This window comes from Pseudoalteromonas sp. 10-33, from assembly GCF_001469195.1.
Taxonomy (GTDB): Bacteria; Pseudomonadota; Gammaproteobacteria; order Enterobacterales; family Alteromonadaceae; genus Pseudoalteromonas.
Genome location: NZ_LOFI01000012.1, coordinates 112,143 through 129,646 on the forward strand (window position 1 = coordinate 112,143; position 17,504 = coordinate 129,646).

Genomic DNA, 17,504 nt, shown 5'->3' on the forward strand with positions numbered 1-17,504 from the left:
CCTTAAAATAACACACATCATTTAAATGTGTATTATTAAAAGGTCCTAAAAATTAGTTTAGTTTGATGAATATGAATGACTAATTAATGTTAATTCGTCATTCAAAAAAGTTAATGTTCTACTTCTATCCAATCTTTTTCATCTACCCAGTTTTGTGCGCCATCTTTTACTGAACGAATCGGCACAATGTAGTCACAACTTATTTGTGGCTTAACCGAGGCAAATATAGGCACAAAGCCAAAGCTTAATGCGGTTTCTATAATTGCTTTTTGGTTTTGCGGGTCGATATCGGCCGCTTCATCTATGTAAATGGGTATACGGTAAAGATTTTGTTCTTGATCGCTTAATAAGTAACGAATAAACAACATGCCACATAATAACTTAATGGTTATACGTGTTCCGTTTGAACCAGCTGAGTCTATTTTTTCAAAGTGTTCAGTTTCACCTGCGCGGTTTACCACTTCAAAACGAATGTCGAACAAATCGGTTAAGGTGAGGCCTGCTTTGTCTGATGCAAGTTTTATTAAGTGATCTTTCGCTTCGTTTACCGCGCTTTCGCTGTAGGGTTCTTGGCTTAGTAAATCAAGGGTGTCGCCTTGCTCAAACTGATGCGACGTGCTGATTATGGTATCAATACTATCAACCAGCATTTTGCGCGGTATTACGTTAATTTTAAACGCTTGCAGGTTTGAAATGCGGTGCTGGCTAATGCCTTTATTAAAGCTATTCATCTCGCGGCGAAGGCGATCTAAATCTTCGCGCAGGCCTTTTATAGTAGCGGCCACTTCGGTAAGCGCTACGCGTCCTTGGCGCTCAACGGCATCGCGTTCGTTATCAAGGTTGTGAAATGCGCTAATTAGTTTTTGGTATTTAGTAAATTCGTCGTTTTCGTTATCGAACTTAGTAATGCCCGCGTTATATACATGCAAATAGGTATTACGCACGTTTATGTCAAAATTGCGCAGCTCTTGGCAGTCTTTATTAAAGTGATGTACTAGGTCGCTTAAATTATCAAAGTCGACTGTTAAATCAATCATGTACGGGGTTACTTTACCGCTGTATAAATCGAGGGTGTGATCAATTCGCTCACTTTTAACTTGGCGTAGGCGTTCGGTTTGGCGATTAATTTGCTCATGCTTTGATTTAATTAACGAGCGTCTGTCTGCAATTGAGCCACTATTTTTTTGAATGTCTTGCAGGTAGTCGTCAACTTGTTCGCGCTCTGCTAATAATTGCTCTTTTAGCATGGCCTGCGCTTCTACCGACTGTTGCATTACCTCAAATTGCTCCAAGCGTTTAAGCGCGCTCTCAAGGCTCATTAGCTCATCGTATAGTGCGTCTTTTTCTTTTTGTTTGTCGGCTACATTAGCGGCTACTTCGCGCTGTTGTTTAAACTCTTTTAATGAGTGTTCAAGTGCACTTAACTGCGCCGTTAATTGCTCCTTGTTTTCGCCGCTCTGCATTTGCACAGGCGAGAGCTTTTTAAGTTTAATACTTGCGCCTGGAAGCGTAAGCACACCGCCTTTAACGTTTTCACTTAATAGCGATAAAAACTCCCCAAAGGCGTCTTCATCGTCAATGGTTATATCGCCATTACTGGTGGTTGAAAACGAGAGAAGATCGGGGTTTAAAATGCGCGATATTTCTTCTACTTCTTTAAGTGATAGGTCTTCGCGCATACGGGTAAACAAATTAAACTCAAGGTTTTTAAGCTGCAGTTTTAAACTTTTGATTTGTTTTTGCGTTTCGCTAATGCGGTAATCAAGGGTATGCAGGCTTTGGCCTTGAGCGCTGGTTATAGAGTGCGAAAGCGACTCGTAATCGTGCTTAAGTTGGCCAAGGCTGGTTTTAAGCGTGGCTTTATTTACCAGCTCAAACTCGCTTTTAAGGGCGCTGTAATCTAAAAACCATTGCTCAATTTGAGTTTGTTTGCGTTCTATATCGCGCGATTGCTGCACGTATAGGCTTTGCTTTTGTTCAAACTCGTGTTTTTCGTGTTCTATGTCTTCAAGTGCAATACCGAGTTCATTTAATTGATCTTCTTGATAGGTATCAAAGTCTATCAATGCTTGATCAATTTTAGGTGCGTAGGCTGCTAACTTACCTTTAAGTACGGTCTGATTTTCAAGCATTGATTCAAGTGCGCTTATTGGCTCTTGCATTGATTCAAGGGCTTTTAATTCACGTTTAGCGCGGTTTACTTTATCAAACGAGCGACGCCATACTTCGTAAAAATCGACCTTAGAGTTAGACATATGGCGTTCAAACACACGCAGCATAAAGCGTTTAACATCGCTTGCGCCTAATTTGTGTAAGTTAAGAATACGCCTAAAAATTTCTTTATAAATAGCTGAGTCTTGCACGTTATTAAGCGGGATCATTTTTAAATTAATGTCGCTGTCAAACGGGGTTGCGCCGCCGGTAAGTAGGGCGTTTAGCTCTTGTGCTTTTAGCTCTATAGGGTTGTAATTAATCGACTTTAAATGATTAAACAGCTTGGTAAACTTAATTATAGTATTACCTTGCGTGTACTGCGCTAAATCAAGCTTGCCCTGATAACAAAAGTACTGATGTGCGTAACCGGCTATTTTACCAAGTCCAGCTACACCAATAACAACCGAGCCATGAGGGAGGTTAGCTTCTAGTAAAATGTACGACTGATCCGATGAAAAATAAAACTTACGGGTTTCATCTAAATCGTGCCCGTCCCATTCGGTAAGGCGTAAATCGTTGATAAGCGGAAATTGCAGGGCGTTAATAACCGAGCTTTTACCGGTATTGTTTGGCGCACAAATAGAGCTGCTTTTATCAAGCGGGATCACACACTTTGCATAGCCTGCGGTATTAAGTAGGGCGAGTTTACTCAGTCCGTATAAGTTTTTCATTCCTCGTCCTCCGTAATGTAGGTTTCTTCGTTTACTTCCATTAATGCATCAATGTAGCGGTGAATAGGCGCTTGTAGCATAAAGCCGCCTTCTACTTCACGGGCCAAACCTAAGCGCACCATGCGCAGGTATACGTCTTTTCGTAAATCTGAGCCCGAAAATATCTCAAGCTGATCAAACAAGTGCTTATTAATTTGCACTAGTGTTTGCATCAGTTCTAAATCGTTTACTTCATCAAACAGGGCGCGCATTGGGTCTTTACCCGTGTTTGCGTAGTGTTCAATTAAAATGTAAATAGTGAGCGCAACAGCACGGGATATTTTACCCATGTTTGGAGTACTTTCGTCGCTGGCAAAATAGTAAAAGCCACGGCTATCGTGTTTTAGGTCATGACCTAATGCGGTAAATAGTGCGCTGTAAGATTCAATGTGTTGGTCAAGCTCTTGCCACATTACGTTGTCTTGTTCACAAATGTGGTAACCCGCAGTTAATTTTTTATTAATGGCTTGCAGGTGTGTTAGTTCGTCTAGGTTTATATGTGTCATGGTAATTACTTATCTGCCTTAGTATTAGGCTGAACTGCTAAATCTGGTGCCTGAGAGTTAAATGGATAAAGTGAAAAGTGCTGCCCGGCAATTTTTACGCGTGCTTTTTCATCGCTTTGACTAATGTTAATGTCGCTATCGCTGATTAGTTTTTGATACAAAAACAGCATTTCGTCGGCGTCTAGCTCGGGATAGCTTTCATCTAAAAATTGCAGCAATGGCTGAGGCTTTTTACGTTTTTTATTAAAGCGTTTTGCAAAGCTTGTTTTTACATCGTTGTAGTCAGGTATGTTAGGCGTTATAAAAGCCGGCACGTCTTGTTGCTCTGGGAGCTGGTACTCTTCGTGTTCAAATTCAACCAAGCTTGCCATATAGGCAACTATATGGCGCTGCTGGCCAAGCGAATAGCGCTGAGAGTCGCTTACAAAATTTGGCTGTACAGCACTTAGCATGTTGTCTACGCCATTTTTACGTACAAGGCCGAGCACTTTTGCTGCCTGACGGGTAACTAAGTTATTACGGCGCAGCTCTTCGCGCAGTGGCATGAGCATATCGGCGCTTTTACGTAAGCTTTCTCGGCCCATTAGGTGCATTTCGAGTATACGAGTTCGTAATTGCTCTAGCATGCGTTTGTCGGCATATGCTTTACCTGAGCGCTCAATGTATTCTATTTGTTTACTGATTTGCTGCTCTATTATTGTAAAGCAGGCATGAAAATCGCCCCTAATATCGACCATTTCAAGCATGGGCTCTATGTATTCGTCAAAGGCCTCTATTACTGCCTTGTAGCGTTTTTGCAGCGATTGCACGCCATGGTCGGATTTAGCGTGCTCTACTATATTTAATATGGCGTTTTCGTTGTGTGAAAAAAGCTTCATTATTTTACGTACCCGATCATCCATAATGCGGCTGTAGCGGCGTAAATCGTCAAAGTCTTCAACGTTTCCTGCGTTATCTAATTTATTACCTAAGCGGGCTAAATCATCAACTAGTACGCTAATTTCTTGCGCTAAACCTAAGTGCTCTTCTTGCAGTAAAAAAGTAGCAAAGTCAGCAATGGCACGGTTAATTTCAAGCTGCGACGATTTAGCGAGTGGAATTAAAATATCTTGATTGAGCAAGCGATTGGTTTCTTTGTATATACGCTCGTTTGACCACGTGGGCTGTTTTTGTTTTATGGCATTTTGCACGTCTTTTAGGCTAAAGTCGGCCATTTTAAAACGTTTAAATAATAACTCTAAAACCCCCCAATGTTCGCTAAGGGTATTTAGTCGCTTTTTAGCTGGGATCATAAGGCGTTACAACATCCTAGTAATTTATTATTGAGAATTTAGAAGCGTCTCATTATTACGTATTCTAATTAATCTAGCCTGTATATAGTATTCGTTTTTAAGACTATTTAATAATAGTTTTTGCATAGCCGCAGTGCTAACATTCGCGCCGAAAATAGGCACGTTGAGAGGGACTTTACGTGTGTTCTTTAAAACAATATCAAAGGTTATTTAATACCCATGGTTTCCACGATTATTCTAACCCTGATAGCGATCGGATTCTTATTGATCGTTATAGAAGATATCATCCATGTAAATAAAGCTAAAACCACGCTTTTTTTTGGCACGCTTTGCTGGATCCTCCTGTTTATTTTCCCTCTGCATGGGCAAAGCCCAGAGCAAGTACAAGAACTCCTTAACGAAAATATTTTAGAGATAGCATCGCTGTGGTTGTTTTTAATGGCCGCCATGACCTTTGTTGCTTATTTAAACTCAAAGGGGTTTATCGAAAATATTGTGCACAGAGTGATGCCAACAAGTATTAGCGAACGCAAGCTGATGTTTTTGGTTGGGGGATTTGCCTTTTTGTTTTCGTCGGTTTCAGACAACGTAACAGCCACGTTAATATCGCTCGCTGTGGTTATGTCGTTAAAGCTGCCGCCTAAAAAACTCATAAAATATGCCACGCTCATTGTATTTGGTGTTAACTCCGGCGGTGTATCGTTAATTACCGGTGACGTTACCACCTTAATGATATTTTTAGATGGAAAAGTCACCATTGCTAACTTATTACTGCTTATTGCACCTGCATTTATCAGTGTTATGTTGTTAGCGGCAATGTTAAGTATTGGTATGAAAGGGGAAGTAACATTTTCTAAGTCAGGAAAAAAACGCATAGAAAAAACCGATATCACCATTGCAGTTATTTTTGTATCTACAGTTATCAGCATACTCGCGCTGAGTGTTATTTACAGTGTACCGCCTTTATTAACTTTCTTATGTGGTTTATCAATTATGTTTTTAGTGGCGCAATTTTTAATGCGCAAAAAAGACATAAACAAAAATATTATCGACTACGTACGCGACATAGAATACGACACCTTACTGTTTTTCGTCGGGGTTTTATTATTGGTAGGCGCATTAAAAGAGATAGGCATGCTAAGTAAGTTTACCGATCTATATACGGTTATGGCTCCACAGTACGCTAACTACTTAATGGGTATTTTATCGGCTGGGGTAGATAACGTGCCGCTTACCGCTGCCTTACTAAAAGCCAATATAGTGATGAGTCAGCAAGATTGGTTGTCGTTTACTTATGCAACCGGTGTTGGCGGGTCAATGCTTATTATTGGATCGGCTGCGGGTATTATTGCCATGAGTAAAGTAAAAGAGCTAACATTTATGAGTTACTTACGTTTGTCGCTGTATTTGTTAGTAAGTTATACCGTTGGCTATGCGGGCGCGTATTACATGGGCGGATTTGTTTAAGTTTTGCTTAACGAACCGCATTAAAACGCTTGACAGCTAGACGGCTAAACGTTAACTTTCAAACCCCGCTTAAAAGTGGGGTTTTGTTTTATTAGCCATTGGTTAATACAACATTCAGAAGAGGTGCGATACTTAGGTATTTAATGGTAGGTGACGAACGCCCATAACCATTAAAGAGGGAAGTACTCGCCGAGAAAACCAACGTTACGTCGATGTTGTTTTTCGGTTTATGGGGCTGAATCCTCAAAACTGTCACCAATCTAGGTGGAGAGCTTCTGGCAGTGGATTTACCTTCAAGCATTCACTTGCCAAGTTCTTCTTGTTTTATCGCGGTTTGGATACCGCAAAAGGAGACTAAATGACTACCCAATCAGTGCCGCAAACAGTATCGGACGTTAAATCAGATTACATCGTTGCCAAATTTGGCGGAACCAGTGTGGCTAACTTTGATGCGATGAATCGTTGTAGCGAAATTATTGTTGCCGACAAAAGTGTTCGTATTGTTGCTGTGAGCGCCAGTGCCGGCGTAACTAACCACTTAGTTGCACTGTGTAAAAGTGATATTACTAGCGAACAACGCCAAGAAAATATTGACGGTGTACTTGCTATTCAACAAGCCATTTTAGATGAATTATCACTTGATGCCGATTTAGCCGTAGGCTTTAACGAAACATTAAAAGCTTTTCAAGCACTCGCTCAGCAACAACTGACTACTGCACAACAACACGATGAACTGTTGAGCTTTGGTGAACGTTTATCGTCGTATTTATTTGCGCAAGTGCTGCGTTTAAAAGGCTTAAATGCCGATCGTTTTGATGTACGCCAAGTCCTTAAAACAGACAGCCAGTTTGGAAAAGCAACACCTAATGTAAGCGCAACAGCACAAGCTGCTAAAGAGTATTTAATTCCACTACTAGATGAACAAGTTATTGTAACGCAAGGTTTTGTTGGTAGTGACGAATTTGGCCAAACAACAACTCTTGGCCGTGGTGGGTCTGACTACAGTGCCGCTTTACTTGCAGAGGCAATAAACGCTAAAAGTGTACATATTTGGACGGATGTAGTGGGGATTTTTAGCACCGACCCGCGTTTATGTGTAAAGGCGTCGCCTATTGCCCGTTTGAGCTTTGATGAAGCCGCTGAAATGGCTACCTTTGGGGCTAAGGTATTGCACCCAGCGACTATTTTGCCTGCCAGTCGTAGTCATATTAATGTATTTGTTGGTTCAAGCCGCGAACCTGAACGCGGTGGTACGTGGATAGAGCGTGAAAAATCGCAGCAACCAGGTATACGCGCTGTAACGCAACGTAAAAATCAAATTTTGCTCACCCTTAAAAGCCCTGAAATGTTACTGGCTAGCGGCTTTTTAGCCCGTGTATTTACTATTTTAAGCGAGTTTAATATATCGGTTGATCTAGTAACCACGTCTGAGATCAGTGTGGCAATAACGCTTGATAACGCGCCTAACGCATCACGCCCAGAGCTCGACCAAGCCTGTTTAGATAAGCTTGCTGAATTTTGCCATGTATCGGTTGAGAACAACTTAACGCTGGTGGCGCTCATTGGTTCAGAAATTCAACTTCGCCAACACGAAATGAACTTAATGCAGGTATTAAGCGACTTTAATATTCGATTAATTTGTCACGGTGCAAGTAAGCACAACTTATGCTTTTTAGTTGAGCAGAGTGAATCTGACAACGTGGTTCAGGCAATCCATAGCCGGTTATTAGAGGCTTAACTAGTAAGCGACTTATCGGTTAACAAAAAGCACCGCCAGTCGGTGCTTTTTTTATGCACTAAGGTTAAATCAAATGCCTCTGTTTGCGTGCTAACAACTTGGCTATTTGAAGCAAGGTTTGCTAATGCAAGCTCGGTAAATACATTGGGGCTAAGTAATTTGGCAATAGGGCGGCTAGTTGCTTTAGTTAATGATTCTTTCAATGTCCATATTCTAAAAAAGGTGTTGGCCTGGCTTTGCGTATTAGGTTGCGACGTAATTAACGTCACTTCGTCTGAGTGGTAAAAATGCTTGGCTAGTTTTTCAAACGGGCGCGTTAAGCTTATTTTTTCAAGGTCGAAACCAAACGCCTCGCTTTCCAAATTTAAAGCAACCCCAACAAAACCATGAGAATGCGATATGCACGTATTAATAATGCATTCGTTAATATGTAGCTCTAACTTAGCCGTAGTTGGGTTAAAGTTTGTGGTAATAGCGTTTAGCGCCACATTTTTAAATTCAGGGTGGGCGGTTTTCACAAGCATTTTTAAAAGTAATCGGCTTGCAAAATACTCTTGTTTAGCTGTGGGATTTTTACGGCGATTAATAACGCTTAATTCAAATTCGCTAAGTAAACTCGCCAGGTTGTAATCAGTCAAACTAAGGGTATTAGCGTTGAACAACAAAACGGTATTTTTGCCTTTCGGCAAACTGGCAAAATGTGATGGTGTTATGGTTAAGGCGTTATTAAAAAAATGTGCGGTCATATGAGCCCATAAATAAAAAAGTCGTTGTTATTGTGAGCAGTTAACGCGACAAACAAAGGCTGAATACAATTTTATTACTCAGCTGGCATTAAATATGGTTTAATTCACAACAATCAAAATAATAACAGATTTGTAGATGTATGGCACAAATGCGTGATGGGTTTCAAAGCCGACTTGGTTTTGTTTTAGCCGCTGCTGGCGCGGCAGTGGGTTTGGGTAATATTTGGGGGTTTCCTACACAGGCTGCTAATCATGGCGGTGGTGCATTTTTACTTGTCTATTTTCTGGTCATCTTTTTGTTGGCGCTTCCAGCGCTGTATACTGAGCTTTATTTAGGGCATAACGCACAAGCAAACCCGGTAAAAGCACTGGGTGACGCGTGGCAAGATAGCAATCGTAAAATAGGTGCCGCTGCGGGCTATATTGGTCTTGCGGGCGCTTTAGTCATGTTGAGCTTTTATTCAATTGTGGCAGGCTGGATGTTGTCGTACGCAATTGAGCCTGTGACAACGTTTGTTGGTTTACACAGTGTGAGCGAATTTTTGCACAGTGACTCAGTTGCGCGTAATTTTGTGTTTACACCATTAATGCTTATTTTAACGGCCTGCATTATTTTAAAAGGGGTTAAATCGGGTATTGAAACGTGGTCGCGCCGACTCATGCCAATGCTATTGGTGTTACTTGTGGCGCTCATTGCTTACATAGCCACTTTGGATGGTGCAAGCGAAGGTTTTGCAGCCTATTTAATGCCTAATTTTAGCCAAATACTCGATCCAAATTTAATTATAGCGGCTATGGGGCAAGCATTTTTTTCGCTCTCGTTGGGTGTGGGTTGTATGATGATTTACGGCTCGTATTTACAACCTGATGCTAATTTACCAAAGCTAACTGCAAGTGTTGCATTACTTGACACGGGCGTTGCGTTTTTAGCTGGCTTACTTATTATTCCGGCTATTTATGTTGCACAACATAACGGCGTTGAGGTATTTAGTGGCGGTAAATTAATTGGTGAAGGACAGCTTATATTTGCCATTTTACCTGAGCTATTTAATACCATGGGGGAAATAGGGTTACTGGTTGGTTTATTGTTTTTTGTATTAATGTCGATAGCCTCAGTGACATCTACTATTTCATCGACTGAAATTCCAGTTGCATTTTTAGTGGAAAACCACAACGTTAACCGCACTAAAGCTACGTGGTTAGTGAGTTTAGTGGTTTTAATATGTGCAAGTGCAATTATATTAAACTTCGATTGGTTATTTGGTTTAGTTATTATGGTGTTTACTCAGTACCAACTTCCGTTAATGGGGTTATTTTACTTTATAACGGTTGGTTGGATGTTCAAACGCGGTAATAAGTTGCACCAAGCTAGCACGGGCGCGCATTTTTGGTTTGCCCAGTATATCCGTTTTGTATGCCCAATATTAATGACCTTGGTATTTGCAAACGTCGCCTTTGGTTAATGACTTAATGCAGCGAAACTAAAAAGCCTCCGTCGGGGGCTTTTTGCATTTTAAAATGCTGGTCGTGATGCTTAAAATATTGATACAACTTATTCACGCCAAGCTGCTTTTTTGTAATGTTGAATATTCGATGGAGATAGGTACCCACATCCACTGTTTCGGAGAGTCCAGTTTTTGCATGTTGCGTGTTTTCAACGGCTTCTTTTACAAGTGCTAAATGGTAGGTATCAGCAGAGGCAATACTTTTACTTTTTACTTTAGGTATTGTATTTTTTTTACCTAAAATATAAAAGTCATCAAAATAGTGTTTAGCACTGGCAGTATTATTACCAAATCCGATTACTTTTTTACCATTTCGTCTTAAAAAGTGTACTAAAGCCGCAAAGTCAGAATCAGAAGAGGCTATTGCAAAAGTGTCAATCGGGGAGACATACAAAGACTCCATAACCCCAACAGTTAACGCAATATCGGCCGCATTACTTTTAGCTTTTACGAGTTTTTCTTGGTACACCATTTCTATTGCATGGCGCGAACAAATATTTACCCAAGGTTTTAGTTGTACTGCTCCAAAGTTGCCGTACGCTTTTTTAACCTCAATATGTTCAAACTTAGCCATTATTTGATCTATAAATTTATGGCTTATATTTTCTGCATCTATGAATAACGCTGTTTTTTCCATTTAAACACCTGCTCAAAGCCATCAAATTTAATTAATTGATACCACTGCGCAGCATATTTTGGCAAGTGTAAATGGCTATAAATATTAATTAACCTGAGTTCAGGTTAATTATTAAAAACTGCGTTGCTTAGCGGTTTATTTAGTTCTACCTCAAGGGCATTGGTAATAGTAGTGTTTGCTATTTCGGTGAGTGCTTCTTGAGTAAAAAAGCCCTGATGCCCGGTGATCAGTACATTTTTAAAACCGACTAAACGGGAAAATATATCGTCTTGGTTAATTTCGTCGCTGTGGTTTTTAAAAAACAGTTCGGATTCTTGTTCGTAAACATCAAGCCCTAAGTAGCCAAGTTTTTGTGTTTTAAGTGCTTGTATGCACGCTTTACTGTTTAATAATGCACCGCGTGAGGTGTTGATAAGCATAACGCCAGGCTTCATTTTATCAAAAGCACGTTCATCGATTAGGTGATAAGTTTGCTCGTTGAGCGGGCAATGCAGTGAAATAATATCGCTTTGGCTAAGTAACGAGTTTAGGTCGGTAATGGTGTAGTTACCCGGCATTGCATTTGGATCGCATACCAACACCTTTGCGCCAAACCCATTGAGAATATTACACAGTGCTAAGCCAATTTTTCCGCACCCAATAATACCCACTGTTTTGTTGTGTAGGTTAAAACCAAGTAACCCGTTTAAATCAAAGTTGTCTTCGCGCACGCGGTTGTAGGCTTTGTGTGTTTTTCGACTCAGTGTAAGCATAAGCGCAATACAGTGTTCAGCAACGGCCTCGGGGCTGTATGCAGGTACACGTAATACATTGATGTTATGTGCTTTGGCCGCACCTAAATCCACATTATTAAAACCGGCACAGCGCAGTAGTATGGTATTTACACCTTGTGCTGCCAATAGTTTTATAACCTCAGCGTTAACCGTATCGTTTACAAACACACATACTGCATTGAAGTTGTTTGCTAAAACCGCAGTTTGCTCGTTAAGCGATTGATCAAAATAGGTTATTGCTAAGCTATTATGAGGTGCAATACTGTGTTCAAAAAAAGGTTTTTCGTACTTTTGCGCGCTAAAAAAAGCAATGTTCATGATGTGGCTCCAGCAATTTGGTGCGTTTAAAATAGTGGATCTGCTTAAATTAAACTACGTTACTGGCATGTGCTCAAGTAGCGATTGCTTTTTTATTACTTAATTTAGCTGCTTGCAGCAGGTTTGTTTCAATAACGTGTTTGAGTGTGTCGGGCTTTGTACGCGGTGCATAACGAGCAACTAGTTGCCCTTGTGAGTTAATTAAAAATTTTGTGAAATTCCATTTAACTGCCCGGTTTTGTGAAATACCGCGTGTATGGCATTTTAAATAGCCAAATAAAGGGTGTGCGTCTGGGCCATTGACCATCACTTTACCAAATACATCAAACGATACGCCAAACTGCATTTGATAAAAATCTTTTATAGCTAAATTATCAAGCGGTTCGTTTTGTCCAAACTGGTTACATGGGAATGCAAGTACCGTAAAGTCACGATGCTTGTACTCTTGGTAAAGCTTTTCTAGGGCATTTAATTGCATTGAAAAACTACATTTACTGGCTGTATTGACAATGAGTACAGTTTTGCCTTTTAACTCGCTTAAAGAAAAATTTTCACTGTTATAAAGTGGTGCATTAAATTGATAAATACTATCCATAGGTTACCTACTTAATTTCCAATTAGTGGAAATTTTACAAAGACTTTCATTCGCTTTTTTGTTGGTCGGTTGACATAATCGGGACCTAGTTTCTAAGTTAGCAGTTAAATAGGTCATTTTTATGTCAATGAAAGTCGCATTTATAGGTTTAGGCGTAATGGGTTACCCAATGGCGGGGCATTTAGCCAATAAAGGTAATAATGTATGCGTATTTAATCGTACGCAATCCAAGGCGCAAAGTTGGACTGAACAATACAAAGGAAGCTTTGCACATACCCCACGCGAAGCGGCTCAAGGCGCTGATATAGTATTTATGTGTGTTGGTAACGATGATGATTTACGTTCTGTAGTTTATGGCGACGACGGTGTTTTAGCGGGTATGTTACCGCACACTATTTTGGTGGATCACACAACAACCTCTGCTGAAGTAGCCCGTGAAGTGGCTGCAAAAGCGGCGCTGCAAAATATCGACTTTATTGATGCGCCCGTATCTGGCGGCCAAGCTGGCGCTGAAAATGGTGTTTTAACGGTAATGGCCGGTGGTAATGAAGCTGTATTTGCCAAAGTACAGCCTCTAATGGCAGCGTTTAGCCGTTTTAGCCAATTGTTAGGCGGCGTAGGCTCGGGCCAGCTTTGTAAAATGGTTAATCAAATTTGTATTGCTGGTGTTGTACAGGGTTTAGCCGAGGGCTTGCACTTTGCCAAGCAAGCAGGCCTTGATGGTGAAAAAGTAATTGAGACCATTTCTAAAGGGGCAGCCGGTTCGTGGCAAATGGAAAACCGCTACAAAACAATGTGGGCAGGTGAATACGAGTTTGGTTTTGCAGTAGATTGGATGCGTAAAGATTTAGGTATTGCACTTGATGAAGCTAAAAACAATGGCGCAACATTGCCAATGACGGCAACGGTCGATCAATATTACGCCGACGTACAAGCGCTTGGCGGTGGCCGATACGACACTTCAAGCTTACTTGCTCGTATAGAAGCGCTGCATAAAAAATAATGTAATTAAAGTGAATGATTCACAAAGAGGAAAAGAGGCGCTGTGCTTTTAGAGGAAGTGATCAGGCAAAGCTATTATTGGCTTATGTTTTCTCATTAAAAGCTATACGCTTTTCGCGTTAGCAAGCTCTACGATTACTGGCAAGTATAAATTATCGCTTGTTTTGTAGACGCGAAGCTTGCTTGCGTAACGGGCATAGTCTGTAAAGTAATTTATTCACAAAGAGGTTATGAGGCGCTGCGCTTTTAGAGGAAGTGAATAGCCAAAGCTATTTTTAGCTTATGTTTTCTTATTTACTCCTCATTATCTTCTCTTTGTGGATTGTGTTTTATTTTAGCAATTAAAAGCTTCGCTTTTCACGTGAGCAAGCTCTACGTCTACCACCAAGATGCAGATATGGGTTTTACTTGCAGACGCGAAGCTTGCTTGCGTAACGGGCATAGCCCGTAAAGTGATGTATTCACAAAAAGGAAAAAGAGGCGCTGCGCTTTTAGAGGAAGTGAATAGCCAAAGCTATTTTTGGCTTATGTTTTCTCATTTACTCCTTATTCGCTTCTCTTTGTGGATTGTGTTTTATTTTAGCAATTAAAAGCTGTGCTTTTCACGTGAGCAAGCTCTACGTCTACCACCAAGGTGTAGATATGGGTTTTACTTGTAGACGCGAAGCTTGCTTGCGTGATGGGCGAAGCCCATAATAATTCAAACAAAAAAACGCGACGCTTTTGTAATTCAAGCGTCGCGTTTTTATATGCGCTATACAAATAAACTTAAAGCAAATTACATGCTCTGCGCGTAGTTATAAAGCGCCTTTAGAATAGTCAGGTTCTTTTCGCTGTCGTCGTGTTCATGTGCCAAGTTTTCAAGGGTGATCATAAAATCTTGTGCGCTAATTGAGGGTTGATCTTCCCCGTGCATTAACTTGTTTTGGCAATACTGGCGCCATTGATCAAGCTCTTGCTGATTTAGTGTTTCAGGCCAGTTTCGTGCGCGGTATCTAAACAGTAATGTATTGAACTTTTTATCTTCAAAATCTAAATTTAAGCCTGCTAGTTCATCTGGCTTAGCATCGCGAATAATCGCAAATTTAGCTTTGTCGGCATGGCTTGTAAAGCCATTATAAAGTAAGTAATCAACGTTAGTGGTCGCGCTGTAATCGCCTTGTTCGTTAAACACTTCAGTTACTTTATCACGAAGCTCGGTATTGGCTTTTAAAATAGCTAAATTAGCAAGGCACTGCTTGCGGTCAATGCCTAAACGGGCTGCGTTTTCAGGCAATAATGTTTTTGCAGGCGCTAAAATAGGGCACTTGTTTAAATGCACCAGCTTTAAACCAACAGGCAAATCGCCCTCGGCTAAATCGACGCGTTTGGTGTATAGTCGTTTACGTAATTCTTCTACGTTTAAATCAAGTAACACTTGCGGGCTTTGGGTTAAATCAAAACAAATAACAGCGTTTTTATTTACCGGATGAAAGCTCATAGGCGCAACCCACGTAGTACAACCCTGCGTTGCAGGAATACGCGATGAAGTATGCACCAGCGGCGTCATGTTAAATACATCTACTAAATCGCCAAGCGCTTTTTTATTACGCAGCCCAAAAAAGAAGTTATAAAGCTTTGGCTGTTTTTCTTTTATTAGCTTAGCCAATGCAATAGTGGCGGTTACATCGCTTAGCGCATCGTGCGCAGCAGCGTGTTCAATACCGTTGGCTACTGTTAAATGCTCAAGCTTAAAGCTTGGGCTGCCATCTTCTTTTAACGGCCATTCAATGCCCTCAGGGCGAAGCGCATAACACGCACGTACTAAATCAATAATATCCCAGCGGCTATTATTGTTTTTATATTCACGCTCGTACGGGTCGTAAAAGTTACGATAAAAGCTATAACGGCTTACTTCGTCATCAAAGCGAATACTGTTATACCCAGCCACACAAGTATTAGGCGCAATAAATTCGGCATGAATTTTTGCAATAAACTCAGCTTCAACCAAACCTTTTTTCATCGCCACTTGTGGCGTAATCCCCGTAATTAAACACGCCTCAGGGTGGGGCAAGTAATCCGCTTGCGGCTTACAATATTCAATAAGCGGCTCGCCAATTATATTTAAATCAAGATCGGTACGAATACCTGCAAACTGGCTCGGCTTATCTTTTTGAGGGCTCGCCCCCCAAGTTTCATAATCGTGCCAATAGATTGTTGCTTGATTTTGCTCTTGATATGCCATGGTAAAACCCTGAGTAGTTAACTTTAAAATGCACAAATATGCGCCAAGTTACTAAATTTATGAATTATTTAGATTATGGCATATGGGCGAGGGAGTTTATAGGTACCTTAATTTAAACTTTAGAAATTTTAACTATTACCGCTGGAAGTCATATTTAATATCGCATATGGTATTTTTAAATTAACTTAAGTAAAAAATATGATGAGAATACTCTTTACCGCAATCATTTTTTATTCGCTTTTCATCCCACACGGTGTAATAGCCAGTACGGCTAAGGTTCAAGTAAATGGTTTTGACGTTGAATACGAATTAGCAGGTGAAGGTAAACATACTATTTTACTTGAAGCGGGCGGCTCTGCTGGTTTAAGTGATTGGGATCCTGTTTTTGAGTCACTTACCAAGCACGCTAAAGTTATACGGTATTCTCGTATTGGTAATGGTGGCTCTGCACAAGTAAAGAAAAACTACAGCTCTGAAGAATATGCAGCTGAGGCTGTGTTATTACTTAAAGCACTGAAAATAAAAGAGCCTGTTGTATATATTGCGCATTCTTATGGAGCTTATATCGCGCGTGTATTTGCTGCAACATACCCTAATAACATCAAAGCATTGATGTTAATTGAGCCTGCATCAGAACATGATGTAGATATTATGCGCGCGATTGATTTACCACGCGCTGAAAAAGAAATTGCAGCAATAAAGATTGATGACATGAAAAATGGCATGTCGAATCAATATTTAGATTTTTGGTCAAAACGCCCGCTACCTGATTACCCTCAAATTGCTGATATACCCGTGACAGTTATCGCTTCAGTTAAAAAGTATAAAAACCCATCTATATTATTTTTTACTGACAAAGCGCGGGAAATGTGGGGCGACTTACATTCAAAGTGGGCTAATGCATTTCCTCAAGGTGAAATAGTAATAACAAATAAAAGCTATCACTATCCACAAAGTGATGAGCCAGAAATGCTTGTAACCCAGATAGTTAAGTTACTTGAACGCACTCAATAAGTTTAAATTTTTGGTTGTTTTGATAAATATCAATTTTCGAAATTAATAGTCGGCATTCGACTAAAGTCTATAAGTTAATTATCTTCACTTATTGGTTTTGTTTTTATCGTTTGTCGGTTTGATGGTAATTCTCTAAAGTTCAGTTGTCGGCAACAAGCACGACTTAACCAAACAGGATTATGACCATGAAAACTTTTATCAAAACTATCGCTCTTAGCTCTTTACTTACTTGTTCAGCTGCTGCAATGGCTGATCAAAGTGATTACAAATTAATGGTTATCGAAACTGCAACAGCGCCGCAGCCACTTGAGCAATCATTTAATAGCTGCGCACTTAATGTTAAGTCTAAAAATTATGCACAAGCTGAAGAAGTTTGTACTAAAGCAATTGCGCTTTTAAAGGATGCAGACGCACCACGTTTTAAAGTACGCCAGCTTACATCATTTGCGTTAAGTAACCGTGGTGTAGCGCGTCTAAAATCAAATAACGAAACAGCAGCACTTGCAGACTTTTATGAAGCTAACCAAATGTCTAACAGCACTATGGTATCGCACAATTTAAATCGCGCTAAAGAAGAGCTTTCTCTGTAATTTGCTTTAGCAAGCACATTTAAAAAAGCCCCAGCTAGGTTTAACCTGCTGGGGCTTTTTTGTATTGTTATCATTATAGTTTTTATAGTTTTTATTGTTTTAATCCTATTTTTATAACCACAGCGTTATTTTTAGTCATAGTTTATAAAATGTAATTTACTAAATAATCGAGA

General features: G+C 40.3%; 14 protein-coding genes and 1 riboswitch. Of the genes, 6 read left to right on the top strand and 8 right to left on the bottom strand.

Translation table 11 applies throughout. From position 1 onward, the window contains the following. Positions 1 to 110: 110 nt before the first annotated feature. The 3 genes from ATS76_RS08355 to ATS76_RS08365 are packed head-to-tail and all read right to left on the bottom strand — an operon-like array spanning position 111 to position 4,722. The gene (locus ATS76_RS08355) at positions 111 to 2,885 is read right to left on the bottom strand and encodes a hypothetical protein (protein ID WP_058551762.1); all 2,775 of its coding nucleotides are present in this window, start codon (positions 2,883 to 2,885) and stop codon (positions 111 to 113) included. Further along, complete coding sequence (locus ATS76_RS08360) at positions 2,882 to 3,430, bottom strand: condensin complex protein MksE (RefSeq protein ID WP_058404343.1); 549 nt, start codon at positions 3,428 to 3,430, stop codon at positions 2,882 to 2,884. Before ATS76_RS08360 ends, ATS76_RS08355 begins: the two co-directional genes overlap by 4 nt. Before the next feature lie 5 nt (positions 3,431 to 3,435). Next, entirely contained in the window at positions 3,436 to 4,722 is a 1,287-nt protein-coding gene (locus ATS76_RS08365; protein ID WP_058551763.1) for a hypothetical protein, read from the bottom strand. 219 nt (positions 4,723 to 4,941) lie between these two features. On the opposite strand from ATS76_RS08365, the gene nhaD reads away from it, so the two are divergent. Together nhaD and lysC are read left to right on the top strand one after the other, a co-directional pair. Continuing rightward, positions 4,942 to 6,189, top strand: a complete 1,248-nt coding sequence (gene nhaD / locus ATS76_RS08370; protein WP_058551764.1) for a sodium:proton antiporter NhaD — start codon at positions 4,942 to 4,944, stop codon at positions 6,187 to 6,189. Positions 6,190 to 6,299: 110 nt separating this feature from the next. After that, positions 6,300 to 6,472, top strand: a riboswitch (Lysine riboswitch). 75 nt (positions 6,473 to 6,547) lie between these two features. Continuing rightward, positions 6,548 to 7,927 carry a lysine-sensitive aspartokinase 3 gene (gene lysC / locus ATS76_RS08375; RefSeq protein ID WP_058551765.1) on the top strand — a complete coding sequence of 460 codons (1,380 nt, stop codon included), beginning with the start codon at positions 6,548 to 6,550 and terminating at the stop codon, positions 7,925 to 7,927. Here the strand turns inward: lysC and ATS76_RS08380 are convergent. Continuing rightward, positions 7,924 to 8,673 (bottom strand): 4'-phosphopantetheinyl transferase family protein, encoded by a 750-nt coding sequence (locus tag ATS76_RS08380; RefSeq protein WP_058551766.1) that lies wholly within the window; start codon positions 8,671 to 8,673, stop codon positions 7,924 to 7,926. The two genes, lysC and ATS76_RS08380, sit on opposite strands and share 4 nt — an antisense overlap. Positions 8,674 to 8,813: 140 nt before the next feature. Here ATS76_RS08380 and ATS76_RS08385 point away from each other — a divergent pair, with 140 nt between their 5' ends. Next, positions 8,814 to 10,136 (top strand): sodium-dependent transporter, encoded by a 1,323-nt coding sequence (locus ATS76_RS08385; RefSeq protein WP_058551767.1) that lies wholly within the window; start codon positions 8,814 to 8,816, stop codon positions 10,134 to 10,136. Positions 10,137 to 10,140: 4 nt separating this feature from the next. Here ATS76_RS08385 and ATS76_RS08390 read toward each other — a convergent pair whose 3' ends face one another. The 3 genes from ATS76_RS08390 to ATS76_RS08400 form a co-directional block, all read right to left on the bottom strand. Beyond that, entirely contained in the window at positions 10,141 to 10,815 is a 675-nt protein-coding gene (locus ATS76_RS08390) for an NYN domain-containing protein (protein WP_058404349.1), read from the bottom strand. 104 nt (positions 10,816 to 10,919) lie between these two features. Beyond that, positions 10,920 to 11,906, bottom strand: coding sequence for a 2-hydroxyacid dehydrogenase (locus ATS76_RS08395; RefSeq protein ID WP_058551768.1), 987 nt, complete (start codon positions 11,904 to 11,906; stop codon positions 10,920 to 10,922). Between the two features lie 73 nt (positions 11,907 to 11,979). Then, on the bottom strand, positions 11,980 to 12,501 hold the full coding sequence (locus tag ATS76_RS08400) for a glutathione peroxidase (RefSeq protein WP_058551769.1): 522 nt from the start codon (positions 12,499 to 12,501) through the stop codon (positions 11,980 to 11,982). Between the two features lie 121 nt (positions 12,502 to 12,622). Here ATS76_RS08400 and ATS76_RS08405 point away from each other — a divergent pair, with 121 nt between their 5' ends. Beyond that, positions 12,623 to 13,504 (top strand): NAD(P)-dependent oxidoreductase, encoded by an 882-nt coding sequence (locus ATS76_RS08405; protein WP_058551770.1) that lies wholly within the window; start codon positions 12,623 to 12,625, stop codon positions 13,502 to 13,504. 777 nt (positions 13,505 to 14,281) lie between these two features. On the opposite strand, the gene sbcB is transcribed toward ATS76_RS08405, so the two are convergent. Next, a complete protein-coding gene (gene sbcB, locus ATS76_RS08420) occupies positions 14,282 to 15,727 on the bottom strand; it encodes an exodeoxyribonuclease I (protein ID WP_058551773.1) in 1,446 nt (481 codons plus the stop codon). A gap of 201 nt (positions 15,728 to 15,928) precedes the next feature. On the opposite strand from sbcB, the gene ATS76_RS08425 reads away from it, so the two are divergent. Both ATS76_RS08425 and ATS76_RS08430 read left to right on the top strand, forming a co-directional pair. Further along, complete coding sequence (locus tag ATS76_RS08425; protein WP_058552008.1) at positions 15,929 to 16,741, top strand: alpha/beta fold hydrolase; 813 nt, start codon at positions 15,929 to 15,931, stop codon at positions 16,739 to 16,741. A gap of 185 nt (positions 16,742 to 16,926) precedes the next feature. Continuing rightward, positions 16,927 to 17,331 carry a hypothetical protein gene (locus ATS76_RS08430; RefSeq protein ID WP_058404355.1) on the top strand — a complete coding sequence of 135 codons (405 nt, stop codon included), beginning with the start codon at positions 16,927 to 16,929 and terminating at the stop codon, positions 17,329 to 17,331. Positions 17,332 to 17,504 lie beyond the last annotated feature (173 nt).

Coding starts and splice junctions, on each gene's coding strand:
- ATS76_RS08400 (WP_058551769.1), bottom strand. CDS start 12,501: ATGGATAGTATTTATCAATTTAATGCACCACTTTATAACAGTGAAAAT.
- ATS76_RS08385 (WP_058551767.1), top strand. CDS start 8,814: ATGGCACAAATGCGTGATGGGTTTCAAAGCCGACTTGGTTTTGTTTTA.
- ATS76_RS08355 (WP_058551762.1), bottom strand. CDS start 2,885: ATGAAAAACTTATACGGACTGAGTAAACTCGCCCTACTTAATACCGCA.
- sbcB (WP_058551773.1), bottom strand. CDS start 15,727: ATGGCATATCAAGAGCAAAATCAAGCAACAATCTATTGGCACGATTAT.
- ATS76_RS08365 (WP_058551763.1), bottom strand. CDS start 4,722: ATGATCCCAGCTAAAAAGCGACTAAATACCCTTAGCGAACATTGGGGG.
- lysC (WP_058551765.1), top strand. CDS start 6,548: ATGACTACCCAATCAGTGCCGCAAACAGTATCGGACGTTAAATCAGAT.
- ATS76_RS08405 (WP_058551770.1), top strand. CDS start 12,623: ATGTCAATGAAAGTCGCATTTATAGGTTTAGGCGTAATGGGTTACCCA.
- ATS76_RS08380 (WP_058551766.1), bottom strand. CDS start 8,673: ATGACCGCACATTTTTTTAATAACGCCTTAACCATAACACCATCACAT.
- ATS76_RS08430 (WP_058404355.1), top strand. CDS start 16,927: ATGAAAACTTTTATCAAAACTATCGCTCTTAGCTCTTTACTTACTTGT.
- nhaD (WP_058551764.1), top strand. CDS start 4,942: ATGGTTTCCACGATTATTCTAACCCTGATAGCGATCGGATTCTTATTG.
- ATS76_RS08425 (WP_058552008.1), top strand. CDS start 15,929: ATGAGAATACTCTTTACCGCAATCATTTTTTATTCGCTTTTCATCCCA.
- ATS76_RS08360 (WP_058404343.1), bottom strand. CDS start 3,430: ATGACACATATAAACCTAGACGAACTAACACACCTGCAAGCCATTAAT.
- ATS76_RS08395 (WP_058551768.1), bottom strand. CDS start 11,906: ATGAACATTGCTTTTTTTAGCGCGCAAAAGTACGAAAAACCTTTTTTT.
- ATS76_RS08390 (WP_058404349.1), bottom strand. CDS start 10,815: ATGGAAAAAACAGCGTTATTCATAGATGCAGAAAATATAAGCCATAAA.